This window comes from Methanocorpusculum bavaricum DSM 4179, assembly GCF_000430905.1.
Taxonomy (GTDB): Archaea; Halobacteriota; Methanomicrobia; order Methanomicrobiales; family Methanocorpusculaceae; genus Methanocorpusculum; species Methanocorpusculum parvum.
Window position 1 is genome coordinate 40,739 of record NZ_AUMX01000003.1, and the last position, 24,802, is coordinate 65,540.

Consider the following 24,802-nt stretch of genomic DNA (forward strand, 5'->3'; position numbering starts at 1 on the left):
AGAGAAGGAAAACGGCGGTGAAATTTTCGTTAAAATCCGTGACCGGGATGTCTCTGACGGTTCCGGCAGACCTTTTTTCATCATTTCCGTGAATCCAGTGCCAGGACCTATACGGTTGAGACGGGAGGAAAAAAAGGGACCGTTCCGTCCGGAAGCTTAATGTATATATACATTATACACATTAGGCAAGGTACGAACAGGTGAAGATCCTTATCAGCAACGCGAGTGAAAAGCCGATCTATGAGCAGATAACAACGCAGCTCAAAGCCATGATCATCAGCGGCGAGCTTCTTCCCGAGTCGCCGCTTCCAAGCATGCGTCTTCTTGCAAAAGAGCTGAGGATCAGTGTCATCACCACGAAAAGGGCGTACACCGATCTGGAACGCGACGGTTTTATCGAGACCGTTCCCGGGAAAGGCAGTTTTGTCGCCAAAAAAAATACCGAACTGATCAGAGAACAGCAGCTGCTTTTGGCTCAGGAGCATCTGCAGAAGGCCGTTGATGCGGCGAAACATTTCGGGATACCAAGATCCGAGCTCAGGGAGATGCTCGAACTCATCTATGATGGAGAATAACAATGTCTGACGCGATTTGTGTAGAGAAATTATGTAAAGAATATCCGGATTTTTCCCTGCAGGACGTCTCGTTTTGTCTTCCGAAAGGAAGCATCATGGGGTTCATCGGGGAGAACGGAGCAGGAAAGACCACTACGATAAAAACCATGCTTGGGATCGCGAAAAAAACCGGCGGTTCGGTGAAACTGTTCGGGCTGGATTTTGCTGATCACGAAAAGGAACTGAAGAACCGTATCGGCGTCGTCTTCGATGAATGCAGTTTTCACGACACGCTCACTGCGGCGGACGTGGCGAAGATCCTTGGAAGGATCTATCCCGCGTGGGACGATCCGCTCTATCTCAGATATCTCAGACAGTTCGGCCTTCCGGAAAAGAAAAAGATCAAAGAGTACTCCCGGGGAATGAAGATGAAACTCAGCATCGCCGCCGCCCTTTCCCATCACCCGGATCTTTTGATCCTCGATGAACCTACGAGCGGCCTCGATCCGGTCGTCCGCGAGGAGATCCTGGATATCTTCCTGGAGTTCATTCAGGACGAGGAGCATGCGATCCTGCTCTCCTCGCATATAACGAGCGATCTTGACAAGATCGCCGATTACCTGACCTTCATCCATGAAGGAAAGATCGTGCTTTCCAAATCCAAAGATGAGCTTCTGGAAGATCTGGGGATTCTCAAATGCAGCCGTGAGGAGTTCGATGCTCTCGACAAAAAATCATTCCTGACCTGCCGGACGAATCAGTTTGGGTGTGAGGTCCTCATCAAAGACAAGAAGGAGTTCATCGTCCGGCATCCTGAGATGATCGTGGATCCGGTCTCGACCGAGTCGGTGATGCTGATGTACGCCCGGGGGACAGCGGTATGAAACCCGCGTTTTTGCTTCCCGGCCTTATGCTCAAGGATCTGCTGAACCTTCGGCCGATGGGAAAGACCCTTCTTCTGATGTTTTTCATCTTCGGGATCATCTTCATCCCGATGGGAAATATCATGACCGTGTACTTCCTGCTGATGATCTTTGCCGCTCTGCTTCCGATGACCTCGCTTTCGATGGATGATCTGGCGAAGTGGGACCGGTATGCCTTAACGATGCCTGTTACGAGACAGGAGATCGTGCGATCCAAGTATCTGCTGATGCTGGTGTTTTTCGTGATCGCGTTTCTGGTCTCCGGGACCATCGCTGCTGTCATGATGTATCTGGATCCTTCGAACGCGACCCCGCTGTGGTTCATGCTGCTTGTCGCTGCTCTGGGTATCTTCTACGGAGCATGTCTGATCCCGCTCCTCTATAAATTCGGTTCGGAAAAAGCCAGGTATCTGATGTTTGTGCTGATGATCGCAGCCGGAGTATTTCTGGTCGGCTGGTTCGCTCTTTTCGGCGAATCGTTTACCGGAGATCTCCTGCCCTTTGTGCTGACGCTCGATGCAGCGTCCATCGCTGCGGTCGTCGCCTCATACTTTGTATCGGTCAGGATCTATGAGAAAAAGGAGTTCTGAAATGGCGGCATCGCCAAAAGAGCAGCTTTCAGAGCTTGAAGATGAGCTTGCCCTGCTGAAAGCGTATCCACAAGAGGGTCTGGAAACCATCATCAGAGAGATCGGGTTTTCCTGTACCTGCTGCGGGAAATGCTGCACAAAAGCGTTCAACGGTCATGTGTTTCTTCTTTCGGAGGATGCCAACCGTTTGAAATCGTTTTCGCCTGAGTCAATGATCCCGGCACCCGATTTTCCGTACTCGGATCCGTCCGGGAACTTCTATGTGTCGGGGTATGCTCTCAAAACACAAGAAAACGGGGATTGCGTGTTTCTGGACGAAAACCGCCGATGCAAAATCTATGATCAGCGGTTTGCGATCTGCCGTGTGTATCCGTATATGCTTCACCGGGAGCCGGATGCCCGGGGAAAGATCGACTGGCGGCAGATATCGGGTCTCGACGAACACGGGGAGTATGACTGTATCATCTCTGATGAGGAGTGTTCCCGGATCGCCGAAGAAACGATCGTCTATGAAACCGCGTATCTGGAACAGGAGATCGCTTTTCATAAAGCTATCCTGCAGAAGTTTTCCGACGAAGGCATTCGGTTCGTGAGAAAGGATCATGACGCCCGGGTCCGGGCATTTCTGAAAACAGGGAAAGCGAAGGTGTTTGTCTGGGACGGGTCCGGTTTCGTACAAGAAGTACTGTAAATGGGATTTACGCGGTGTTGGTGTGGATCCAATTCGGGAAGGAGTTTGTTGGGTGTGGAAAACTAAGAAAAACCAACCGCGAATCGGCGCGAATCCCGCAAGCCTTTGGCTTGCTCCCAGAATCGGATTTGCTATTCCTCACTTTCGCCATCCAGCTTCGCTGTCTTGCTCATCCCTCATCGGGAGCGTTCGGGCAAATCCTGTCGCCGCTCCAGCGGCTCCCAATAGTAAGTTCTCCTCCTCTTTTCCATAAAAATACTCTCCAAATATTTCTCTCACAGGAGGCGCTGGGGCGCCGACAGGATTTGCCCGAACGCTCCCGATGAAGGGACGAGCAAGTCGAGGGCGGGCTGACCCGCAGGGGAGGCCTCAGCCGAGCAAGGCTTTGCCTTGCGAGAGACTTGCGAGAGTGAGGATCAGCAAATCCGATTTTTCTCGCCCGAAGGGCGGATTCGCGCCGATTCGCGGTTGGAATTTTCTCATGTATCCACATGTTTACCTACACGAAATCGAAGTGCATCTCATAATTACCTCAGTTTTTCCCGATCGAGATCACAAAACCGCGTAACTTCTCTAAAAAAATTAGTTGATCTTTGCGACGTCTGCGAGGAAGTTTTCCACGACATCGCGGGTCACGTGGGGCATCACGACGAATCTGAGATGGCCGAACCGTGTATGGGAGACGACCCATCCCTTCGGGACCGATCCGTCACCAAACGTCGCAACGTTCATCACCGGATCAACGGCCCGAACATAACCGAACGCTTCCATACCTTCGATCAGGCGGCGGGTGTTTTCCATACAGCCGGCAACGACCGAACGGAAACCCTCTCGTCCGAGGAGTTTGATGACGGCGTAAGCGCCGGCAACATCCGCTCCCGGCCGGGTCCCGGCAAGCGTGCACTCCTTCTTCACGGTCAGATACGGCGTATCGACGTTGAGGGTTCCAAACTGCTCAGGTTCACGGAGGAGCAGACATCCGCAGGGGATCGTGCTCATTCCCATCTTGTGCGGATCGAGCGAGATCGAGGATACTCCCGGAACTTCGAAATCGAACGGCGCAGGGTTTGGCAAAAACGGGATCACCATTCCGCCGAACGCTGCATCAACATGGAAGAACAAATCGTTTTCCAGAGCGATTCGGCCGATCCGCTCAATATCGTCGATCATCCCGTACTCGGTCGTTCCTGCTATTCCGGCAACGGCTATGGTATTTTTATCGGTCATCTCCGCCATTTTATCGCAGTCAACGGTGTAATTTTTCCCGTAAGGGACCGTTCGCATCTCAAGTCCGAGCATATCGCAGGTCTTATCGAACGAAAAGTGCGCTGAAGCCGGCACAACGATATTGGGATTTATGATCCCGGGCTTGAGTTTTTTTGCGATACGGATCGCCTGCAGATTTGACTCGGTCCCGCCCGAGGTCGCATAGCCGCCGGCCTTTGGATGGTGCATAAGTTCGCCGAGCGAATGGACCAGACGGTCCTCTATCTGTGTTGTGCCCGGAAACAGTCCCGGGTCGCCGAGATTTGTGCCGCTGAACATTTCATGTACGGATACCGCGATCTCATGCGGAATCGTACACATCGAACTGAGGATATGATCGTGATGCAGATCCTCTGAGCGATATCCTGAGAGGAGAGAGATGACCTCCTCTCTTTTGCATCCTTTCTCCTCCATGAATAATCACGCTGAAAAATATGTTGGGGTTAGTTTTTCTTGAGCGCTGCGTTGAGCAGGATCTGTTTCTCGGTCTTTGCGACGGTCTCTCTGATCTTCTGGATGGCGTCGATGTTGGCCGAAACGCTTGCGATCCCCTGGTTTACGAGCCACTTGACGAACTTCGGATCTGAGCCTGCCTGACCGCAGATGGAACATTCCACGCCTGCTTCTCTGCACTGTTCGATGCAGGATGCGATCAAACGCATGACAGCCGGGTGTTCGGGTTCGTACATCTCGCCGATCAGACCGTTGTTGCGGTCAACTGCGAGCGTGTACTGGACAAGATCGTTCGTTCCAAAGGAACAGAAGTCGATGCCGGCTTTGATGAACTCGTCGATGATGATCGCCGATGCCGGGATTTCGACCATGATACCCAGATCCATGTGCTCCACATCGACTCCCCATTCGCGGAACGACTCTTTTGCTGCAAGGAACTCGCGCGGGTGCTGGACGAGAGGGAACATGATACCAAGGTTGTGGTAGCCTGCTTCCCAGAGACGGCGGAAACACTCGGCCTGCATTCTGAACTGCTCTTTCTGACGGAGGTCACGGCGCAGACCGCGGAATCCGAGCATCGGGTTGTGCTCATGAGGTTCATCCTCGCCGCCTTCCATATTGAGGAACTCGTCGGTCGGCGAGTCGAGTGTTCTGACCCAGACCGATTTTCCGCGGAATGCATCGAGAACGGTCCTGATGCCGTCCATCAGTTCATTGATGAGCTGTTCCTGTTTGTCGTGTTTGATGTACCAGGACGGGGTTTTGTTCATCCCGATGATGAGGTGTTCGATCCTGAGGAGACCGACTCCGTCTGCTCCGGTGGCTGCAGCGCGTGCTGCTGCTTCGGGCATGGAAACATTGACCTTGACGGAGGTCGCGGTGATGATCGGCGAAGCGACGATGGCCGGACCTTTGGGTGAAGCTCCGCACTCTTCGGCGACGGCAAGCTTTCCGTCGTAGATGATACCTTTTTCTCCGTCGATCGTGACGATCTGACCTTCTTTCAGAAGGGAGGTCGCCTGTTTGGTTCCGACGACTGCCGGTGTTCCGAGTTCACGGGAGACGATCGCGGCGTGGCAGGTCATTCCTCCTTCATCGGTGATGATGCCGACGACTTTTTTCATTGCCGGGACCATGTCGGGGTTCGTCATGGTGGCGACCATGATGTCTCCTTCCTGGACTCTGGAGGTGTCTTTCACATCATTGACGAGAATGACTTTTCCGGATGCAACGCCCGGGGAAGCGCCGTATCCCTGGAGAATGATGGTTCCCGAGGCGGATGAAGCCGAGGAAGAGGATTTTGCCGGGTTTTTCTGGATCGTCGTGATCGGGCGGGACTGGAGGATGTAGATCGTGTCGCCGACCATACCCCATTCCATATCCTGGGGGCTCTTGTAGTGTTCCTCGGATTTTACTGCATACTCAGCAAGCCGGAGGATATCTTTGTCGGAAAGGACCTGGATGTTCTGTTTGTCTTTTGCGACTTCAGCGACTTTTGTGCCTTTCTTTCCGTCAGGGATGATCTCGACGGATTTTGTGGCGACGGTCTTCTGGATGATCTTTCTGCCTTTTCTGTCATAGACATAGTTGTCGGGAGAAACGGTTCCGGAAACGATGGCTTCGCCAAGTCCCCAGGATGCTTCGATCATGACGGTTTTGGCACCGGAGACCGGGTGGGATGAGAACATCACGCCGGCTTTCTCCGAGTAGACAAGCTGCTGGACGACGACCGCGATATTCACGCTGCGGTCATCGAAGCCGTTCTTTGAACGGTAGTAGATGGCACGGGAGGTGTAGAGCGATGCCCAGCAGTTCTGGACGGCTTCAAGGAGGTCTTTGTCGCCAAGGATGTTGAGATAGGTGTCCTGCTGACCGGCAAAGGATGCATCGGGAAGGTCTTCAGCAGTGGCGCTTGAACGAACGGCGACAACGGTCTGGTTCCCCATTTTTTTGTAGGATTCAATGATCTCTTTTTTGATTTTGTCCGGCATTTTTGCCGTACCGACCATTGCCCGTACTTTTTCGGAGGTTGCGTTGAGGGCATCGTTGTCGTCAACGTCGAGTTTTTCAAGGATGGTGAAAAGAGGGTCTTCCAGTTTTGTCAGCTGTAAGAAACGGCGGAATGCCTGCGCTGTAACCACAAACGCCTGTGGGACAGGCAGACCGACATGGGTCATCTCCCCAAGGGAAGCGCCTTTCCCGCCTACTGAGGTGATGTCAGTGTTGCGGATTTCAGTCAGCCAGAGAATATTGGGTGATTTGTCCATAGATACTCATTATATCATTACTCCCTTAACAATAATAGATTATTGGCAGGGAGCAGTTTTTTCGCCGGCCGGGTCCTTTGGATGCCGGGCAAAAGGATATCTTTTTTCCGGGGATTTTTGGGTGGGGATTTTTCTTTGGCGGAGGGTTTTGCTCAGCACAGAAACATACTATACGGGTGACTGCCAAATAAGTACACGATTATCCGTGAGCTTCAAAGTACTGGTATCTGATCCTCTTGCAGCAGAGGGTATTGCTATATTAAAGGAATTTTGCGATGTCGATGAGAAAGCTGATCTCTCGGAAGACGAACTCGTCAGAATCATCGGCGAATACGACGCATTGATCGTCCGCTCGGGGACCCAGGTGACCGCCCGGATCATTCAGGCGGCTGACAGGATGAAGTATATCGGCCGTGCAGGCGTGGGCGTGGACAATATCGACTGCGAAGCGGCGACGAGGAAGGGCATCATCGTTTCCAATGCGCCGGAAGGAAATACGCTCGCAGCGACGGAACACACGATCGCGATGATGATGGCGATGGCGAGAAACATTCCGCAGGCAAATGCATCGCTGAAGAAGGGCGAGTGGAAGCGTTCGAAATTTATGGGCAATGAGATGAACGGCAAGGTCCTCGGCGTTGTCGGGTTCGGCCGTATCGGCCGTGAGGTCGCCAAGCGCGCCCAGGCCCTTCAGATGACGGTCATTGCCTACGACCCGTTCATTCCGGCGGAGGTCGGAGCGGCGATGGGTGTCGAGATGATGAGCGTTGCCGAGCTTTTTACGAAGGCTGATGTTATCACGGTCCACACGCCGCTTATTCCGTCCACGACCCATCTTGTGAATAAGGAGTCGATCGCGACGATGAAGACCGGTGTCCGGCTGATCAACTGCGCCCGGGGCGGGATCATTGATGAAGCTGCGTTGTACGATGCGATCGTTGCCGGCAAAGTTGCCGGAGCTGCTCTGGATGTGTATGAGGTTGAGCCGCCGACCGAGTCTCCGCTGCTGAAGCTGGATTCGGTGATCGTTACTCCGCATCTTGGCGCAAGTACTGTTGAAGCCCAGAAGAATGTGGCGATCTCGGTTGCCTATCAGTGTATCGATGTGCTGAAGGGCGGCTCTGCGAAGAGCGCGGTGAATACGCCTCAGGTTTCTGCAGATGTGAAGGCGAAGATCGATCCGTATGCGCTTCTTTCTGAGAAGATGGGGAGCCTTGCGGCCCAGATCGCGGACGGAGCGATCACGGAAGTGGAGTTTGCGTATCTCGGCGAGATTGCCGACCTGAAGCAGAATCTGAAGTATGTGACCCGTCTTGGGATCAAAGGGATGCTTGAGCAGGTTCTTCATGAGCCGGCGAATATTGTGAACGCTGAGGTTATTGCCCAGGGACGCGGTATTACGATTTTTGAGAAGACGTCAAGCGAAGCAGGGGATTATAAGTCTCTGGTGACGCTGAGTTATACTACGGAGAAGGGCCGGGAGTCGATCTCGGGTATCGTTACGCGCGCGGGTCCCCGGATCATTGCGATCGGGAAATACGCGACGGATATTGTTCCAAGCGGATTTGTTATCCTTGCGGATCATGTGAACCGCCCGGGAGTTGTCGGTCCGGTGGGTATGATCCTTGGCAAGCATAACGTGAATATTTCCAGTATGCAGGTCGGCGGCAGGAATGTCGGTTCCGAGTCTCTGATGATCCTCGCGGTTGATGATGTTGTTTCTCCTGAAGTGATGAAGGAGGTCGCGTCAAGCGACGGGATCACTGCAGCGAAATTTGTCAGACTCTGAATGGGGATCTCCCCTTATTTTTCCGGCACAAGTTAAAAAAATTTATATGTGTCGAGGAACAATCTAGTAAGGCACACAAGGTGCGATTCATCGGACTCGTGGTCTAGCTGGCTATGACGTCGCCTTGACATGGCGGAGATCCTGGATTCGAATTCCAGCGGGTCCATTTTTCTTACGGTTTTTGAGATTTGTTGTGATATTGTTGTTTAAATATTCTGTTTTGTTTCTGATTTTCAGATTTAGCCCTTTTGACAGCTGCTTGGAATTTTGATATATTTGCGGTTTTTCCATAGAAAAACGTCGTGATATTGTTTTGGAATGGGGTTATTCTGTGTTGTGATTTTGATCGGGCTGAACTGAAGTCATAATGAATGTACTTCGATTTCGTGTACGGCATTTTGTGGACACAAGAGAAAAAACCAACCGCGCTCGCAAATCAGAGATTTGCTCTCCCTTGTATAAATAGGACGGAGGCGGTATTAGTTTCAAGCCAATTCGGGAAGTGTATACTTGGTTTCTTTCTTACAATCGAAGTACATCAAAGCACTACTGATGTTTTTTTCAGTTGAAATCGCACCGCGTAACCCCAATTAAAAAAAATGGTTCCTATACCCGGGTATAGGTATAGACCCCGTCACCCCATCTCTCCGTAAGAACCCCGTCAGCTCCGATCGTGAACGTCGAAAGATCATCCGGATACCAATACCGGTACACGCCGTCTTCTGCCGACCAGGCAAGCGGATAACTCGACTCCTGCGTCCCGTTATTCAGATAATGCCAGGAAAACGACCCGGTAGTATCCTCATAAAACGCAAACCTCGCCTCATACAAAACGCCGTCGAACTCCTCCGGGGTCTCCTTCATCCAGACGCCGACAAAACCGTCTCCAATGAACCGGTCGCCGGATCCGTCGCCCAGGATGGTAAAGATCTTCTTATCCTCTGAAAAAACCAGCTCATACAGAGATATGGCCTCATACGTCCCCTCCTCCGTCGATCTCCAGGTAATATTGTACATCCCGGAAGACTCTGCAGGATCCGCAGACGTCTCCAGGGCATTCCCGGTCCCGTCCGGATGGAAAACATACGTGAAACTCGAATCATTGAACTGCATCGGATCATCCGCACTCCATATACCGACGATAGGGTCAGGCGTTGTTCCCGGGACCGCACATCCGGCTGCAAAGACACATGCGAGAAGGATCATCCCGAAGACTGCGATTTTTTTCATATGTCCATCGTTATGCAGTCAGCCCGGATAAATCTATCCGGCAGGACCATAGAAAAAAGGAAAATATCCGGGAGAAAAAAACCCCCTATCTCTTATTCGCAGGCTTTCCCGTCTTCTTCCCGCGGTAGTTCGGCGAGGGTTTTCTGCCGTATTTTTTCTTCAGCAATGCGATCTTATCCGGCGCGGCATTTCCCGTCGGGGTCCCCGCGATCATCCGCGTAAAACTCTCCCGGCCCATCAGCAGATTATAGGCATTCTGCTGCTTGTTGAATCGGACAAGCACCGAATCGACCGCCACCACAGATCCGTAGGATGCGGTAAGCAAAGCTTCATGCTCCGGCGTCCGGTGGAATGCCGGAAGGGCGAGGTACGTCGGCGTCGTCCCCGTCCCGTCGCAGACAAGGAACAGATAATTTTTCGCATCCCCGATGTCGGCCGACATTACGGAAACCGTGATATGGATCCGTTTTTCCAGATGCTTCTTCAGCTGGGAAAGCCTCGCCCGCTTCGCCTCAGCAGGGATCCTGTATCCGCATTTTCTGTGACCGTCGGTTCTTAGGATCGCATACGAAAACTTCACATCCGTGTTCACGAACCGGAACTTCTCCTCAGCACCGCCGAGAGCAAACATCAGCTCCGTCGGCTTGATGTCTGCGTAGGACCGAAACGACCAGCAGGGAGAGACCGTACAATACACGCCCCGCAGATCATTGCATGGAGCGTAGATCGTGAGACCCTTCTTCTTCACATCGCGTGAGAGATCGCGAAGCATCGTCGAATTCGTCAGATCGGCCGGTTCAAGGATCGCCAGATTCCCGTCCGGGACAAGATGCTTCGAAAGCGCGAGAACCAGATCGGCTTTCTGCTCCGGGTCGAGCCCGCTCAGTTCGTTGATCACGTTCGAACAGACGATCAGATCGAACTCGCCTTCGGGGATCTCTTTGGTGATATCCAGGGCAAGCGGTTTGTTTGCAGTGACTTTGCCGCCGGCCTGGGTCAGAAATGCCGGCACGACCGCCTGATACGCCTCGATATGGGTCTCAGACTGCTCAAGGGGCGTGATCTCGGCCGTCATCCCTTCAAGACAGGAAAGGACACGGCCGATCCCGATCGAAACCGTCCCGGGTCCGGATCCGATATCTAAGATCTTCACATGTTTCCGGATCAGTCCGGAGGTAACAAGGCCGGCAAAAAACTCGGAGAACTCCATGACATATCCGGGCATCTGGTACGCCATATAACCCAGAACACTGTATGCTCCTTTGTAGGAAACATTTTTTTTGCCCCCCTCTTTCCAGTATGACTCCTTCTGGGCAAGGATGGCGTTTCGGATCTTTTCCAGGACCGTCTCATCCTTCCAGGACTTGCCAGTCACCTTTTCGATGTAGGAGACCGTCTGTTTTTCGAGTTCGGGAATGCTGCGTATCTTTAAAAAAGCGCTGAGGCGTTTTATCTCCTCAGCGTTCGGAATGTATCGGGGATTATCCATGTTGGGGTTAAGCGAGCGGTTTGACGGAGTATCCGTTTTGTTCCGGCTCAATATCGAGTTTGGTCTTTTTTGCTTTTGAGGAAACGATGCCTGAGTTTCCGCTGGGATCCATGATGACGACAGTGAAGGGGAGCTCGGATCTTCGTGCCTTTTCGATCTCTTTGAGGAGTTCGGCCGCCCGGCATATCTCGTCTCCTTCACAGGAGATCGCAGCTCGTTTGACGGCATCCTCTGCACGTTCAAGGACGCCTTCGATGTTTGAGACGAACCCGAAACAGGCGGGGCCGGGACGGATATTTATCCCGAACTCAGGGATATCGATCTCCCCCTGCATGCTCCTAACGACGCGGGCGTCCAGATCGGCCGGGGTCTCGACCTTCAGCTCCCAGCAGCTTGGTTCATGATCGTTCATGACCATCGTGTCAACGATCTTAAACCCGCAGCTGCACACGCCGCAGATAAGGAGAATGTCGGAGAAATACGGAATGTTTTCCGTATCATAGATATATTCGATCTCCTCTCCGCAGTCAGGACAGGGTGCTGGAACTACCTGGCGCATCGGGAATTAGTACCCGCCGAGTTTCTCGCGGGAGATGCGGACACCGGTCGGCACAACGATCACATAGCGCTGATCGCCAAGGCCGATGATATCACCGTTTACATCGCGGGAAACGGCACGAAGATCGCCCATGACGCGATCGAACATGATCTTGTCGAGTTTCAGTTTGGTGATATCGATGATGACAATATTTCCGTTATAGATCTCGTCTTTTATCTTTGGACAGTCTTTGATATCACTGACGCTGGCGACCTTGACATACATGGTTGCCGGTTCGTTCTCGCCGACCGCCCCTTCGTACGCCTGCAGATCGAGCTTCATGTAGGTATCTTCATCTGTCGATTTTTCCTTTGAGCCAAATACTCCGTCAAGAAATCCCATATGAAAAATAGTTTAGTTGTTGGTTATTTAATTCTATCTGTGCGGGCCGTCTAGATCTCCATATTCCAGAGCTCATCGCCGATGTAATGGAGATTTTTGGCCGCCTTGCCCTTCTCAAGCGCGATGATTTCCTTTGCGTCATAGAGTGGAAGAACAACGGCAAGGGGTTTGTCATGGCTTTCGTCGACTGCGAGGGCAGGCAGGCCGGCTTTTACATCGTCCGTTACCGAAACGATACCCGGCCTCATCACGTCTGCCCCGTTGATCATATAGGGGATCGCCCCCATGTCGACGACGATCCGCCGCCCGGAAAACGGACGGGTGACCGCGCCCCGGAGCGTTGGAAATGCCCAGTCATCCTTTTCCATGATCAGCGGTTTTTTGTCGATGATGTAGATGTTGAATTTGGATGCCGTTTCCGCGATCTCGATCATCGGAGCCTCGTATAATGCTGCATCATCCCCGATACTGTCTGTAAGCTTGGTCATCAAAGCTGCAAGCTGACTTTTTTTGATGGCGTGGCGTTTTTTGATGATAAGGTCTGCCATAGGTTAGTGTATCATTTGGCGCGGGAAAGTAAATAGACTCCGTGCCGGGTTGGGGGATCCGGCGGGGTGACCCGGGAGGCGCCTGCGGATATTTTTTTTGCAATATCTGCAGAGATTTTCTTTTGGCATCCGGTCTGCCGCCGGCTTCTTTTCCCGCTATCTTTATGTGTTTCAGTGGCATATACATTAAGCACTCGTCCATGAGTCTCTAAGCTTATGTGACGTCCGAAACGTGCGCATATGCCTTCGGCTTTGCGTATAAGCCCGGCACGGTGTGCCGGAGCATTTCGTTTCGGACTCTCTCCCTGAGAGGAACGAGAGGTAATCCAATGACAAAGCGACCACTTGAAATTTTAGATCAGGTTCTGAACCGCCAGCCGGTAATCATTTCACTGAAAGGTGGACGGGAGATCCGTGGAGTTCTTCAGGGATACGACGTTCACATGAACCTGGTTCTTGACAAGGCTGAGGAAGAAGGGGAGAACGGCATGGTTCCACTCGGCACTTTGATCGTACGTGGAGACAACGTAATCTACATTTCCCCCTCCGTAGAATAACATCGAGGTGAATTTAACCAATGACAAAAGGCACTCCATCAATGGGTCTGCGCAACAAGCATTCCCACATCATCTGTCGCCGCTGCGGAAAGCAGTCTATGCACGCAAGGCACGGTGTATGTTCATCATGCGGTTTTGGCAAAAGCTCAAAAATCCGCGGGTACAACTGGACGAAAAAAGCAGCAGATAACTAAAAAGGTTGTAATATGAGCGGTATTGCAGGCATCATCGACTCCCGAGGTGTCGCTTACCCCCTTTATTATGCTCTGCACGCCCTGCAGCACAGAGGGCAGGAAGCGGCAGGCATATCTACTTTTGACGGGCAGGCATTTTTTATGCACAAAGGGCCCGGACAACTTTCTGAAGTGTTTTGTGAAGAGATCCTCGGCAGACTAGCCGGCAATGTGGGCGTGGGACAGGTTCTGTACACCCAGAAAGCACACCGGGGCAGGATAGAAAATATCCAGCCTCTCAATTTTACTTTTAAAAACCACAAGCTTTCTGTTACCGTTTCCGCTGCTCTGATCAACCGTGAGACGCTTCGAAGCGAGTATGAGGGGAAGGGGCACATTTTTTCCACAACGACCAATGCTGAACTGATCGCCGCGATGATCGCTCATGAGCTGATATCCGGCGTGTCTGCAGAGGAGGCATTCGTAAATACCATGCTGCGGCTTTCAGGCGCGTATGCAGGCGTCGCGATCCTCGATGGGATCCTGTATGCGTTCCGTGATCCTCTCGGCACAAAACCGCTGTGTTTTGGAAAGACCGGGTTTGGACATGTCGTAGTGTCGGAGAGTGTGGCTCTCGATATCCTTTCGGCAGTGTTCGAAGCGGATGTCTGTCCCGGCGAACTTCTTACGATAACCCAGGACGGAGTAACACACCGTCAGGTCCTTGAGTCGGATCACAAGGCCTACTGCGTTTTTGAATATGTGTATATCGCCCGGCCCGATTCGGTCATCGACGGCGTGCTTGTGTATGACGCCAGAAGAAAGATCGGGGCGTGTCTGGCAAAAAATCCCCCGAAAGCCGATCTTGTCTCGCCGGTGCCTGATTCTGGAATCGCGTTTGCTACCGGCTATGCGTCCGAGTCCGGTATTCCCTATATCGAAGGTCTGCTGAAGAACCGGTATGTCGGCAGGACCTTCATTATGCCGGCTCAGAATCTCCGGGAGAACGCAGTGCGGATGAAGATGAATCCGGTCCGCCGCCACGTGACCGGCAAGTCGGTCATTCTGGTTGACGACAGTATCGTTCGGGGAACGACTTCGCTTCGGATCGTGGACATGGTCAAAGATTTCGGGGCCGATGAGGTCCATCTCCGGATCGGATCACCGCCGATCGTTGCCCCGTGTTATTTCGGGGTCGATCTGCCGACCCGTGATGAGCTGATCGCGGCCGGCCTTGATCTGGAGTCGATCCGCGAAAAGATCCACGCGACGAGCCTGAAGTATGTTTCGACCGAGGATCTCGTCGCTTCGATCGGGATTCCTGCAGAGGATCTGTGTATGGCGTGTTCGGGCGGGACGTTCCCTCTGGATATCAAAAACGAATGCTCCTGCTGCTGCCGGCATATCTCACCGGCAGGCCAGTAACTTTTTTTTGGGAAACTTCTTGTATCTCCAAAACCTACCGAATGGTAATGCATCTCGAGTATACGTTAACCGAGAACGACTATATCGCGTTCAATAAATCCCATTACGCCCGTTCTCGTTCCATGAGATCCCAGTTTGCACGTTCACGCGTGTATATGGCGGGCGTGTTCTTTTTCCTGCCTGTCCTGCTTGCCGTGACTTTTTCCGGATTCACTTACATCTGGGCAGGGGTCGCCGGAGGAGTGATCACTGCCGTTTTGATCTATCTGGTCTATCCAAAGTTTTACTGGAAGATCATCGACAGGAATCTGAGAAAGTATCTGCGGGAAGGCAGATCGAACGCCCCCTGGGAGATGCAGGCCGCTCTGTCGCTCGAAGAGGACGGGATGCATTTTTCGATCGGGCCAAATATTTCTGTTTCGCCGTATGCATCGGTAAAGGATATCGTGACCGGGAACGGGGCGGTGTATATCTATGTGGATTCTCTGCAGGGCGCGATCATTCCTGCAGGGGTCGCCGGTATGGATGAGTTCGTTTCTGCGCTGAAAGCAAAACTCCCGGCGAATCCATAATTTTCATAACATCCCCCGTCCAATTCCCTTTAGCAATGATCACTGTTTTTTCCGGCGGCACAGGAACGCCCAAACTCATCCGGGGTCTCCGGCAGATCCTGCGCGATCACGAGATCACGGTCGTCGTGAATACGGCAGAGGATATCCGAATGTCGGGTCTGTATGTTTCTCCGGATATCGACACCGTGCAGTATCTTTTTTCCGGACTGCTGAACACGGATTCCTGGTGGGGGATCCGCGGGGATTCGTTTGAAACGTTCCATGCGATGGAAAAGCTTGGATATACGGAGCTTCTGCCGCTTGGGGATCGTGACCGGGCCACAAATATTGCCCGCGCCGAGTTTTTGCGGCAGGGGATGAGTCTGACGAAGGCAACGGAGAAGATCGCGAAAGGCTATGGGATATCGGCAAAGATCCTGCCTATGTCGGATCAGGAGGTGACGAGTTATGTCGTCTGTGAAGATGGGACCCTGATGCATTATCAGGAGTACTGGGTGAAACTGCGCGGGAATGTGGAGATCACCGGAGTGGTGAGAAAAACCGCCGACAGTGAACCGCTGAAAACGACGCCCGAAGTTCTGGCAGCGATCGAAGCAAGTGACGGGGTGATCATCGGTCCGTCGAATCCGGTGACGAGTATCGGCCCGATCCTTGAGTGTGAAGGGGTCCGCGAGGCTCTGCAGAATACGTTTACGGTGGCCGTTAGTCCGTTTATCGGAAACCGGCCTGTCAGCGGACCTGCCGCCGCCCTGATGAAGGCATGGGGATATGAATCGACGTCCTACGGGACCTGGCAGGTCTACAAGGATGTGGTGGATCTATTTATTCAGGATATCAAAGATTCAGCGATCGAAGTGCCGGGAGCTCACCGTCTGGACACAATGATGACCAATGAGAAGAAGGCTGAGTCCCTGGCGTGGGATCTGCTCTCATACTTCCCGAGAAAATAAGGAGAAAGGGGGAGGCGGATTCGATTCGCAAATTCTGCGGCGCGAATCCTCCTTAAAAAAGAGGGATGTGCTGATATTGGTAAAATCTCAGCTGCATCCGCTCCATCCGCAGTGTTTGCAGATGCCCATATTACAGCCCTCGCCGAAGTCCAGAGGCTCGCCGCACTCGGGGCAGGGCGGGTTTTTCTTTTCTCCCGGCGTCACCGGGGTCAGGGACCAGTTATCGAGTGTCGTGATCGCCTGATTGGTCGCCGCAAGTTCGATGCATTTCCCAACCACATCGGCACAGGACATACCTTCCGAGTTTTTGTTTTTGATCGCGGAAACACAGTTCACTTTCGCAAACTGTTTTACGAACTTCTCATACGGCACCCCGTTCTGGAGACCCGTGCTGATACTCCGGCCGAGCGCATTGCTGCTCGCTTCGCATCCGGCTCCGACGGTCCGGATGAACACTTCCATGGGCTTTCCGTCCATCGTGTTCACCGTGATATACAGGCGGCAGCATCCCGACTGAGCAAGGAAGGTCCTTCCGACCAGTTCACGCGGGCGGGTGAAGAGTAACTGCGGGACGGTGCCGGGAGCCGGCTTCTCCGGGACGTCGGCAGGCTTTGCGGACTCCTGCTTCTCGAGAGCGAGAACAACATCCTCTCGGGACCCGGTTCGGTAGAGGGTCATGCCTTTGATCCCCTCCTTCCATGCAAGAAGGACTGCCTGTTCAACATCCTCTTTCGATGCGGAGACCGGCATGTTGATCGTCTTCGAGATCGAGGCATGGACATGTTTCTGGAATGCCGCCTGCATTAAGACATGATCCTTCCAGCCAATATCCAGAGCGGTCTTGAAAACCGCTTTGAATGAATCCGGCAGCCACTCGACATCCTGGACCGATCCGGTCTCATGGACATGGTTAATAACTTCATCGCGTTTTGCTTCCGCTTTGGCGCCGTCAAAGCCGAGCGAGGCGATGACGCGTCTGAGTTCCGCTTCGAAGTAGGGGTGGACCATCACGAATGTTTTGCCGACCGTGTTTCTCCGGGTGTAGGCAAACGAGAAGACCGGTTCGATACCGGACGAGCAGCCTGCGAGAAGTGAGATCGTTCCGGTCGGGGCGATGGTGGTGAGGGCGGCGTTTCGCATAATGACTCCCTGCTTATCCCAGACACTTCCTTCATATGCGGGGAACGTGCCCTTTTCTTTCCCGAGAATGACAGACTCTTCGACGGCGACATTGTTGACCCGCTCCATCACTTCGGTGCAGAAGTTTCTGCCTGCTTCTGAATCATACGGGATCCGAAGCATGAGCATCGCATCATGGACGCCCATCAGACCAAGACCGACCTTTCGTGTCCGGTTGGTCGCCGAACGGATCTCCGGGATCGGGAAGACGTTTTTGGTGATGACGGCATCGAGGAACCTGACACCCATTCTGGTCATGTTGTCGAGAGCTTCGTAGTTGATCCCGTCGGCTCTGACGAACTTTGCCAGGTTGATACTGCCGAGAACGCAGGATTCGAAGGGAAGAAGCGGCTGTTCGCCGCAGGGGTTGGTGGTGTCGATATCCCCAAGGCTGGGGGTGGGATTTTTCTTATTGATCGTATCGTAGAAGAGGATGCCTGGTTCGCCGTTCTTCCAGACTCCTTCGATGATGCCCTGCCAGATCTCTCCGACGGTTATTTCTGTACCGTCGGCGCCGGTCACCCAGACCTTGTCCGTTTCGCCGTTTACGACCAGGTCCATGAACGCGTCCGAGACCATGACCGAGATATTGAAGTTGCTGAAGTCACCTTCTTTGGCTTTGCTTTTGATGAACTTCATGATGTCGGCATGCCAGACGTTCAAAATACCCATGTTTGCCCCGCGGCGTCTGCCGCCCTGTTTGATGACATCGGTGGCGGCATTGAAGACCCGCATAAACGAGACCGGACCGGATGCTACGCCGTCTGTTGAACGGACCGGGGAGCCTTCGGGACGGAGATGGGAGAAGTTGTAGCCTGTGCCCCCTCCCGACTGATGAATGATCGCTCCCCAGCGGATCGCGTCAAAGATCTCCGGGAGTGAATCGCTCACCGGGAGGGTGAAACATGCCGATAACTGGCCGAGCGGAGTTCCCGCGTTCATCAGTGTCGGAGAGTTTGGAAGAAACGACAAGGTCATCATCGCGTCAAAGTATTCCTTTGTCTCTTCCGGTGTCTCACCTAATGCATCTGCAACCCGCCTGCAGACATCTTCAAACGATGCCTCACCGGTGCGGTAATATCTCGCCGCTAAAATACTGTCAACTACTGAATCCGCCATCAATTACTTCCTCGATTTACTGGTGTTCTGTTCAAAAAGCCGGTTTGGGGCAGTTCATACCCCGGCCGGGTTTTTGTACGTAACAATTAATAGGATATCACCGTATTTTAATCCACTCGCTTCAGGTCTTGGTCCTCTAACACAACCCTTAAGAGCTAGTTAATGAGACCAATTAACTACGATGGTAGTTCCTGCAAAAGTATTCTTTACGAAAGGCCGGGGTGTTCACAAAGATCAGCTCGTTTCGTTCGAGATGGCCCTCAGAAACGCAGGGATCGCCCCATTCAATCTGGTGTACGTTTCTTCGATCATGCCGCCGGACGCGGATATCGTCTCGCGCGAGGAGGGGCTCGCCTGTCTGAGACCCGGGGAGATCGTGTACTGCGTGATGGCGAAAAACGCATCGAACGAGCCGGATCAGACGATAGCGGCAGCTATCGGACTTGCCGTTCCAAAGATCCATGACAGGCAGCACGGGTATCTTTCGGAGCATCACTGTTTCGGGGTCTCGGAAGAGGCGTGCGGAGAATATGCCGAAGAGCTGGCAAGAACGATGCTTGCAACAATTCTTGAAAAAGAGGGCGGGGATATCGTGAAAACCAGCAACATCAGTATTGCAGCCGAGACGGATACAAACGGCAGCTGGACGACCGTTGTCGCGACCGCGGTCTTCGTCTGTTAAACCTATATCTGAATACAGCCAATATTTACACAACATGTGCGGCATCGCGGGCATTACCGATACGGCTGAGGTATCGGGATCATTATACTTGGCATTATATGCACTCCAGCACCGGGGTCAGGAGAGTGCAGGCATCTTCACGTATGATGGTGAGACCGTACATAAATACAAAGGCTACGGACTGGTGGCCGAAGTATTTAGCGGACCTGTGCTCGAACGTCTGACCGGAACGACCGGCATCGGGCATGTGAGATATCCGACGACCGGAGGGTCGAAACCGGAGAACATCCAGCCCTTCCATTTTATGTTCCGGGGGCATTCCCTTTCACTCGTGCACAACGGGAATCTGATCAATACGGATGAACTCAGATACGAATACGAAGGACACGGTCACATCTTTTCCACGACATCGGATACGGAGGTGATCGCGGCGATCCTTGCAAACGAGATCATCCATGATCACACGCCCGACGAAGCGATCAGTTACTGTATGCGCAAGATCAGCGGGTCGTATGCGGTGATTTTTATGCTGGACGGAACGCTGTATGCATTCCGTGATCCGCTCGGGATCAAACCGCTGTGTCTTGGGAAGACGGAGACCGGCGGACACATCCTCGCTTCGGAAAGCGTGGCGCTGGATACGCTCGGGGCAGAGTTCGTCCGGGATATCGCTCCCGGAGAGAGTGTCAGACTGCAGGGAGGGGAAGTATTTTCCCGCAGTATGATGAAATCAAAGTCCTGTGCCCACTGTATGTTTGAGTATGTGTATTTCGCGCGGGCGGATTCGATCATCGACGGCGTGTCGGTGTATGAAGTCCGCAGAAAGACCGGCGCGCTTCTCGCACAGGAAGCTCCGGCAAAAGCGGATCTGATCTCGCCGATCCCGGATTCCGGGACCGCGGCAGCTACCGGCTTTTCCCGTGAATCCGGCATTCCGTTCCGGGAAGCATTGATCAAAAACCGGTATACGGGCCGGACGTTCATTATGCCGACACAGGAAAAACGCGAGATCGCCGTTCGGATGAAGCTGAATCCTGTTCGCGGCCATATCAAAGACAAGTCGGTGGTCCTGGTTGATGACAGTATCGTCCGGGGGACGACTTCGAAAAAGATCCTGTCTCTTGTGCGCGAGTTCGGCGCAAAGGAACTGCATCTCAGGATCGCTTCGCCGCCGATCATTGCGCCCTGTTATCTCGGAACCGATTTTCCGACAAGAAATGAACTGATCGCCTCGAAAAAATCCGTTCCGGAAGTGGAGGCGGAGATCGATGCGACCAGTCTGGCCCATATTTCGCTGGACGGGCTTATTCAGGCGATCGGGATCCCCCGGGAAAACCTCTGCCTGGGATGTCTTACCGGCCGGTATCCGGTGGCGATACCCGGAGAGGAAGAGGATGACCGCGAGATCGGCATGGTGGATTCATACTCCTGTCCGTGAATCTGTCTGACCATCCTGCTTTTTTATTTTAATTCCTGTCCGCTGTTTTGACGAAAACAAAACCGCCCGCTCTGCGGAAAACAAGCGCAAAGAACAGGTCAGTGATCTGAATAGATTTCCCCTTCCGGCAAAGAAGGGAAAAACCTAAAAAAATTGGAGAGGTTTTAAGAGAGAGTGGTACGTGTCATTAACCTGAGTATTTTATGGAACAGACCCGAAAACTGTGGTGGTGTGGTGTTTTTGTGGTGTTTTGTGAGGTGTATATTCTGTGGAAAAGGCAGGTGTGTGTGTGGTGTGTCCTTGTTTCCCATTTTACAGAACTGATTTTGTTCACGGGTCTGTTTGCCGCTTGTGCTCTTCTCACAAGCTGCTACAATACTATTTGTCATTCTTATATTTAAATATATCTACCAATGCACGGCATTGATGATGGGCATAGATGCACTGCATAGTGCAAAGCATTATTATTTCCCGAACCAAATAAAGTGTAATGGCAGAGCAGACTGGCGAATTCTCTGAAATACTCACGCTTTTACGGGAGAATCCCCGGGGGATGTCAGTCACGGAGATCGCCGACGCCACGCATCTGAACCGAAACACCATAGCGCGATACATGGATAATCTTCTGGTGTCCGGCCGGGTCGAGATGCGCACCTTTGGCAAAGCCAAGGTTTTTTTCTTATCAAAACGGGTCCCCGTATCCGCGATGCTCAACCTCTCCTCTGAGATGGTGCTGCTGATCGATGCGGATCTCAGGGTCATTCAGGCAAACGAATCATTACTCTCCTTTGTTGGCGCAGAATCCGACCAGATCATCGGAAAATATGTGTATGAAAGCGCCTGCAAAACATTCTGCAGTGATGTCCTGACCGACCAGATCAGAGCGGCCCTTCAGGGAGAAATGGTCAGAAGCGAACTTCGTCTGCTGAAAAACGGTACCGAAAGTTATCTGGATCAGCGGATCTATCCCATGGTCCTCTCCGACGGACGCCCCGGCGTTACCGTTGTCTGGGACGATATCACCGAAAAAGTCAACTCGGAAGCCGCGCTTGAACAAAGCGAGGCGATGTTTCGCCGTCTCGTCGAAACGATCCATGATGTCATCTGGTCCGTCGATGAAACATTCTGCATCCAGTACATCAGCCCCCAGATAACCAGCGTGACAGGTTATCTGCCGGAGGAGCTGAACGGGCGCAAACTCTCGGCGTTCATGCCCAAAGGAGCGGCGGCCCGTTTCGACTGGGAACTTGCATCAGCGGTCTCCCGGGAAAACGGGTTCACCCTCCCGGAGTTCCCCTTCATCTGCAAAGACGGCAGAAAGATCTACTGCGAATTTTCCGGATCTCCGGTCCTTCTTGAACAGGAAGGATCCATTTTTCTCGGGTACAACGGCGCTCTGCGGGACGTTACCGACCGGAGGGATGCGGAGCTCGGGGCAAAACGGTGGAAGAGATTCCTTGACTCGGTGATGAACAATATTCCGGCGATCATCACGGTGATCGGGATGGAGTCCCGGAAATACTATTATGTGAACAAATCCGCGGAGCTGTTTCTGCAGAAATCACGCGCTGAGCTTTCCCGTATGACTTCAAAGGAGGTCCTGGCGAAGATCGGATCCGTCCGGCTGACCGAAGCACACGACACGGTTGCTTTGACCGGCGATGAAGTCCGGGTATCCGAGGACCGGATCGTCGTCAACGGAGAGACCAGATACATCTCCGCGCGGGTCATTCCGATGAAGCTCTCGGTCGACCGCCGGTATCTGCTGACGATCGTCAACGATATCACCGAAGAGGACGCTGACCGGCAGCGGCAGATGATGAGCCGGGAACTCGCATTTATTCTCGAAGGCGTTTCGACGACCCAGGAGATGTGGGATCCCCTTCTTGAGATGCTCCCGAAGATATCCGGATACGAATCGGTGGCGATCTACCAGCGCAGTATTTTTGATGATTACACCCTGTTCCGGGCAAAAGACGGAAGATTTGCTCCGGCGATCCATACCGATTCGATCATTCACCGGATCATCAGGAAAGGTGAGCCGGTGATATTCGATAAACACCGGATGAAGCTTCTGCCGGAATCAGCAGCATCTCCGATGGATCAGGCGAAATCACTGGTTCTGATGCCGGTGATATTCGACGGAAGGGCAGTCGCCTGCGTGATCCTGGGGTCAAAAACGCCCCTCTCCCCGGATACGGTCAGAAGGACCCTGCTTTTATCGACGGCGTTTCAGATAAGCACGGTCGCCTCACGGTGTCTGGTGCAGGAGAAACTTCAGCGGGAACGCGACCGGACGAGAAGCTATCTTGATGTTGCCGGCGTTGTGCTGGTGATGGTGAACCGGGACGGGAATGTCGAGATGCTGAACAGATACGGCACGAAGATCCTCGGCTATACCGAAGCGGAGCTGATGGGCAGGAACTGGTTTATGACTGCGGTCCCTGAACAGGTCAGAAAACAGCGGATGGACGGATTCCAGAAGATCATTGCCGGAAAGGTCCGTGACGATGATTATGCGTATGTGGGAGCTGTCTTATGTAAAGACGGGGCCGAGAAGACGCTCCGGTGGAGAAATGCCCCGCTTTATGAAGAGTGCGGGAGCATCTCCGGTGTCGTTTCCTCCGGGGAACTAATTTAGATCTTTTTCTCGAGAGCTTTTTCCACGATCTTTATCGCGCAAAGGTCCCCGCACATCGAACAGGTCTCACATGCCCCGTCCCGGTCATGGATCTTTTTTGCATGTTCGCCAAACAGCGAAAGATCATACTGCGCCTGCCAGTCGAGATTTTTGCGTGCCTCGGCCATTTTTGCCTGGCGGGGAAGCTCGCCCTCTCTCCGGCGGGAAAGGTCTCCGACATGGGCTGCGACTTTGCAGACCCGGGTACCCTCGATGATGTCATCGACATCGGGAAGAGCGAGATGCTCTGAAGGCGAGACCATACACAGGAAATCCGCTCCGGCACAGGCTGCAGCTGCCCCGCCGATCGCCCCCGTGATATGGTCATACCCCGGAGCGATGTCCGTGACCAGCGGACCTAAAAGATACAGCGGCGCGAAGTCCGTGATTTCCTTGATCATTTTTACATTGTAGGAGATCTCGTTGTAGTCCATGTGCCCCGGCCCTTCGATCATCCGCTGGATCCCTTTGTCTTTGGCGCGTCTGGCAAGTTTTCCAAGCGTCAGATACTCCTGGGATTTGGCAAGTTTCGTTGAATCGACGTAAGCTCCGGGCCGCATCCCGTCGCCAAGCGACAGGGAAATTTCGTATTCGTCCAGGATCTCGAGAAGATAATCATACTCTTTATAGAGCGGATTCTCCTCGCCGCTTGAAATCATCATCGCCGTATGGAACGATCCTCCCCGGGAAACGACTCCCATCACCCGCGGATCAAGGGTCAGGGCGTCGAGAACCTCCAGATTCACACCGCAGTGAAGCGTCATGAAATCCACGCCCTGTTTTGCCTGATCAAGGATCACGGAAAACAGGATGTCGGACGTCAGGTCAACGACGTTGCCCGCCCGGCGGACCGCTTCATAAATCGGAACGGTCCCGACCGGGATGCTGAGTTTGAGGATCTCTTTTCTCATCGCCGCAAGATCGCCGCCTGTGGAAAGATCCATTATCGCATCGGCGCCGTTATCGATTGCAGCCTGAGCTTTTTTCATCTCTTTTGCCGGATCGCAGGTGACGCCGGATGTCCCGATATTCACATTGATCTTGACGGTCGCTCCTTCCCCGATCACACACGGCTTATATTCACGTGCCTCATTTTTCAGAAGAATGGTCCGGCCGGCGATGATATTTCTGGAAAGGGCCTCCGGCGTCATTCCCTCGGATTTTGCAGCCTCGACAACTCCGGATAAATCTCCGTGAAGGCAGCTCTGGATTATAGAGTGCATAGGTACGTACCTATTTGGTTTCCTTTCGCATTATAGGTTATACAAAGAAAGTTAAACCAGGGAA

22 protein-coding genes and 1 tRNA gene are annotated in these 24,802 nt (G+C 52.9%); 14 read left to right on the plus strand and 9 right to left on the minus strand.

Translation table 11 applies throughout. From position 1 onward, the window contains the following. Positions 1 to 200 precede the first annotated feature (200 nt). Genes H575_RS03225 through H575_RS03240 form a run of 4 tightly spaced genes read left to right on the plus strand, consistent with a single transcriptional unit; the run spans position 201 to position 2,758 of the window. A complete protein-coding gene (locus H575_RS03225) occupies positions 201 to 575 on the plus strand; it encodes a GntR family transcriptional regulator (protein ID WP_042697873.1) in 375 nt (124 codons plus the stop codon). A 2-nt stretch (positions 576 to 577) separates the two neighbouring features. Next, entirely contained in the window at positions 578 to 1,438 is an 861-nt protein-coding gene (locus tag H575_RS03230; RefSeq protein ID WP_042697877.1) for an ABC transporter ATP-binding protein, read from the plus strand. Further along, positions 1,435 to 2,067, plus strand: coding sequence for an ABC-2 transporter permease (locus H575_RS03235; RefSeq protein ID WP_042697880.1), 633 nt, complete (start codon positions 1,435 to 1,437; stop codon positions 2,065 to 2,067). Before H575_RS03230 ends, H575_RS03235 begins: the two co-directional genes overlap by 4 nt. 1 nt (position 2,068) lies before the next feature. Beyond that, complete coding sequence (locus tag H575_RS03240; protein ID WP_042697883.1) at positions 2,069 to 2,758, plus strand: YkgJ family cysteine cluster protein; 690 nt, start codon at positions 2,069 to 2,071, stop codon at positions 2,756 to 2,758. Positions 2,759 to 3,340: 582 nt separating this feature from the next. Here H575_RS03240 and mfnA read toward each other — a convergent pair. After that, positions 3,341 to 4,438: a tyrosine decarboxylase MfnA gene (gene mfnA / locus H575_RS03245; RefSeq protein ID WP_042697885.1), complete on the minus strand. Its 1,098-nt coding sequence runs from the start codon at positions 4,436 to 4,438 to the stop codon at positions 3,341 to 3,343. A 29-nt stretch (positions 4,439 to 4,467) separates the two neighbouring features. Further along, on the minus strand, positions 4,468 to 6,744 hold the full coding sequence (ppsA, locus tag H575_RS03250) for a phosphoenolpyruvate synthase (protein ID WP_042697888.1): 2,277 nt from the start codon (positions 6,742 to 6,744) through the stop codon (positions 4,468 to 4,470). 205 nt (positions 6,745 to 6,949) lie between these two features. Here ppsA and serA point away from each other — a divergent pair, with 205 nt between their 5' ends. Both serA and H575_RS03260 read left to right on the plus strand, forming a co-directional pair. Further along, entirely contained in the window at positions 6,950 to 8,533 is a 1,584-nt protein-coding gene (gene serA, locus H575_RS03255; protein WP_042697891.1) for a phosphoglycerate dehydrogenase, read from the plus strand. Between the two features lie 92 nt (positions 8,534 to 8,625). Beyond that, a tRNA-Val gene (locus H575_RS03260) sits at positions 8,626 to 8,699 on the plus strand. A 440-nt stretch (positions 8,700 to 9,139) separates the two neighbouring features. On the opposite strand, the gene H575_RS03270 is transcribed toward H575_RS03260, so the two are convergent. From H575_RS03270 to H575_RS03290, 5 genes are all read right to left on the minus strand, one after another. Beyond that, entirely contained in the window at positions 9,140 to 9,763 is a 624-nt protein-coding gene (locus H575_RS03270; protein ID WP_042697897.1) for a hypothetical protein, read from the minus strand. 85 nt (positions 9,764 to 9,848) lie between these two features. Continuing rightward, positions 9,849 to 11,252 (minus strand): small ribosomal subunit Rsm22 family protein, encoded by a 1,404-nt coding sequence (locus H575_RS03275; protein WP_052319936.1) that lies wholly within the window; start codon positions 11,250 to 11,252, stop codon positions 9,849 to 9,851. A gap of 7 nt (positions 11,253 to 11,259) precedes the next feature. Continuing rightward, positions 11,260 to 11,811 (minus strand): ZPR1 zinc finger domain-containing protein, encoded by a 552-nt coding sequence (locus H575_RS03280; protein ID WP_042697900.1) that lies wholly within the window; start codon positions 11,809 to 11,811, stop codon positions 11,260 to 11,262. A 6-nt stretch (positions 11,812 to 11,817) separates the two neighbouring features. Continuing rightward, a complete protein-coding gene (locus tag H575_RS03285; protein WP_042697903.1) occupies positions 11,818 to 12,192 on the minus strand; it encodes a cell division protein SepF in 375 nt (124 codons plus the stop codon). Positions 12,193 to 12,242: 50 nt separating this feature from the next. Next, positions 12,243 to 12,740, minus strand: a complete 498-nt coding sequence (locus tag H575_RS03290; RefSeq protein ID WP_042697905.1) for an RNA-binding protein — start codon at positions 12,738 to 12,740, stop codon at positions 12,243 to 12,245. Positions 12,741 to 13,069: 329 nt separating this feature from the next. Between H575_RS03290 and H575_RS03295 the strand changes: the two genes are divergently transcribed. The 5 genes from H575_RS03295 to cofD are packed head-to-tail and all read left to right on the plus strand — an operon-like array spanning position 13,070 to position 16,417. After that, positions 13,070 to 13,297: an LSM domain-containing protein gene (locus H575_RS03295; RefSeq protein WP_042697909.1), complete on the plus strand. Its 228-nt coding sequence runs from the start codon at positions 13,070 to 13,072 to the stop codon at positions 13,295 to 13,297. A gap of 20 nt (positions 13,298 to 13,317) precedes the next feature. Continuing rightward, entirely contained in the window at positions 13,318 to 13,491 is a 174-nt protein-coding gene (locus H575_RS09090; protein ID WP_081406636.1) for a 50S ribosomal protein L37e, read from the plus strand. Between the two features lie 12 nt (positions 13,492 to 13,503). Further along, positions 13,504 to 14,895, plus strand: a complete 1,392-nt coding sequence (purF, locus tag H575_RS03300) for an amidophosphoribosyltransferase (RefSeq protein ID WP_042697912.1) — start codon at positions 13,504 to 13,506, stop codon at positions 14,893 to 14,895. Between the two features lie 47 nt (positions 14,896 to 14,942). Further along, the gene (locus H575_RS03305; RefSeq protein WP_042697915.1) at positions 14,943 to 15,467 is read left to right on the plus strand and encodes a YcxB family protein; all 525 of its coding nucleotides are present in this window, start codon (positions 14,943 to 14,945) and stop codon (positions 15,465 to 15,467) included. Positions 15,468 to 15,502: 35 nt separating this feature from the next. Further along, positions 15,503 to 16,417, plus strand: coding sequence for a 2-phospho-L-lactate transferase (gene cofD, locus H575_RS03310; protein WP_042697918.1), 915 nt, complete (start codon positions 15,503 to 15,505; stop codon positions 16,415 to 16,417). Positions 16,418 to 16,504: 87 nt separating this feature from the next. Here the strand turns inward: cofD and H575_RS03315 are convergent, their stop codons facing one another. Next, positions 16,505 to 18,715 carry an adenosylcobalamin-dependent ribonucleoside-diphosphate reductase gene (locus tag H575_RS03315; protein ID WP_042697921.1) on the minus strand — a complete coding sequence of 737 codons (2,211 nt, stop codon included), beginning with the start codon at positions 18,713 to 18,715 and terminating at the stop codon, positions 16,505 to 16,507. 181 nt (positions 18,716 to 18,896) lie between these two features. Between H575_RS03315 and H575_RS03320 the strand changes: the two genes are divergently transcribed. The 3 genes from H575_RS03320 (at position 18,897) to H575_RS08885 (ending at position 23,476) form a co-directional block, all read left to right on the plus strand. Beyond that, positions 18,897 to 19,397 carry a pyruvoyl-dependent arginine decarboxylase gene (locus H575_RS03320; RefSeq protein ID WP_042697925.1) on the plus strand — a complete coding sequence of 167 codons (501 nt, stop codon included), beginning with the start codon at positions 18,897 to 18,899 and terminating at the stop codon, positions 19,395 to 19,397. A gap of 34 nt (positions 19,398 to 19,431) precedes the next feature. Further along, the gene (gene purF, locus H575_RS03325; protein WP_042697928.1) at positions 19,432 to 20,835 is read left to right on the plus strand and encodes an amidophosphoribosyltransferase; all 1,404 of its coding nucleotides are present in this window, start codon (positions 19,432 to 19,434) and stop codon (positions 20,833 to 20,835) included. Positions 20,836 to 21,325: 490 nt separating this feature from the next. After that, positions 21,326 to 23,476 carry a PAS domain S-box protein gene (locus H575_RS08885; RefSeq protein WP_081406637.1) on the plus strand — a complete coding sequence of 717 codons (2,151 nt, stop codon included), beginning with the start codon at positions 21,326 to 21,328 and terminating at the stop codon, positions 23,474 to 23,476. Here the strand turns inward: H575_RS08885 and thiC are convergent. After that, positions 23,473 to 24,738 (minus strand): phosphomethylpyrimidine synthase ThiC, encoded by a 1,266-nt coding sequence (gene thiC, locus H575_RS03335; RefSeq protein ID WP_042697931.1) that lies wholly within the window; start codon positions 24,736 to 24,738, stop codon positions 23,473 to 23,475. The genes H575_RS08885 and thiC overlap by 4 nt on opposite strands. Positions 24,739 to 24,802: the final 64 nt, after the last annotated feature.

What these genes read in the sequence shown, in the direction of transcription:
- H575_RS03230 (WP_042697877.1), top strand. Translation starts at nt 578, where the DNA reads ATGTCTGACGCGATTTGTGTAGAGAAATTATGTAAAGAATATCCGGAT.
- H575_RS03235 (WP_042697880.1), top strand. Translation starts at nt 1,435, where the DNA reads ATGAAACCCGCGTTTTTGCTTCCCGGCCTTATGCTCAAGGATCTGCTG.
- H575_RS03240 (WP_042697883.1), top strand. Translation starts at nt 2,069, where the DNA reads ATGGCGGCATCGCCAAAAGAGCAGCTTTCAGAGCTTGAAGATGAGCTT.
- mfnA (WP_042697885.1), bottom strand. Translation starts at nt 4,438, where the DNA reads ATGGAGGAGAAAGGATGCAAAAGAGAGGAGGTCATCTCTCTCCTCTCA.
- ppsA (WP_042697888.1), bottom strand. Translation starts at nt 6,744, where the DNA reads ATGGACAAATCACCCAATATTCTCTGGCTGACTGAAATCCGCAACACT.
- H575_RS03270 (WP_042697897.1), bottom strand. Translation starts at nt 9,763, where the DNA reads ATGAAAAAAATCGCAGTCTTCGGGATGATCCTTCTCGCATGTGTCTTT.
- H575_RS03275 (WP_052319936.1), bottom strand. Translation starts at nt 11,252, where the DNA reads ATGGATAATCCCCGATACATTCCGAACGCTGAGGAGATAAAACGCCTC.
- H575_RS03280 (WP_042697900.1), bottom strand. Translation starts at nt 11,811, where the DNA reads ATGCGCCAGGTAGTTCCAGCACCCTGTCCTGACTGCGGAGAGGAGATC.
- H575_RS03285 (WP_042697903.1), bottom strand. Translation starts at nt 12,192, where the DNA reads ATGGGATTTCTTGACGGAGTATTTGGCTCAAAGGAAAAATCGACAGAT.
- H575_RS03290 (WP_042697905.1), bottom strand. Translation starts at nt 12,740, where the DNA reads ATGGCAGACCTTATCATCAAAAAACGCCACGCCATCAAAAAAAGTCAG.
- H575_RS03295 (WP_042697909.1), top strand. Translation starts at nt 13,070, where the DNA reads ATGACAAAGCGACCACTTGAAATTTTAGATCAGGTTCTGAACCGCCAG.
- H575_RS09090 (WP_081406636.1), top strand. Translation starts at nt 13,318, where the DNA reads ATGACAAAAGGCACTCCATCAATGGGTCTGCGCAACAAGCATTCCCAC.
- purF (WP_042697912.1), top strand. Translation starts at nt 13,504, where the DNA reads ATGAGCGGTATTGCAGGCATCATCGACTCCCGAGGTGTCGCTTACCCC.
- H575_RS03305 (WP_042697915.1), top strand. Translation starts at nt 14,943, where the DNA reads ATGCATCTCGAGTATACGTTAACCGAGAACGACTATATCGCGTTCAAT.
- cofD (WP_042697918.1), top strand. Translation starts at nt 15,503, where the DNA reads ATGATCACTGTTTTTTCCGGCGGCACAGGAACGCCCAAACTCATCCGG.
- H575_RS03315 (WP_042697921.1), bottom strand. Translation starts at nt 18,715, where the DNA reads ATGGCGGATTCAGTAGTTGACAGTATTTTAGCGGCGAGATATTACCGC.
- H575_RS03320 (WP_042697925.1), top strand. Translation starts at nt 18,897, where the DNA reads ATGGTAGTTCCTGCAAAAGTATTCTTTACGAAAGGCCGGGGTGTTCAC.
- purF (WP_042697928.1), top strand. Translation starts at nt 19,432, where the DNA reads ATGTGCGGCATCGCGGGCATTACCGATACGGCTGAGGTATCGGGATCA.
- H575_RS08885 (WP_081406637.1), top strand. Translation starts at nt 21,326, where the DNA reads ATGGCAGAGCAGACTGGCGAATTCTCTGAAATACTCACGCTTTTACGG.
- thiC (WP_042697931.1), bottom strand. Translation starts at nt 24,738, where the DNA reads ATGCACTCTATAATCCAGAGCTGCCTTCACGGAGATTTATCCGGAGTT.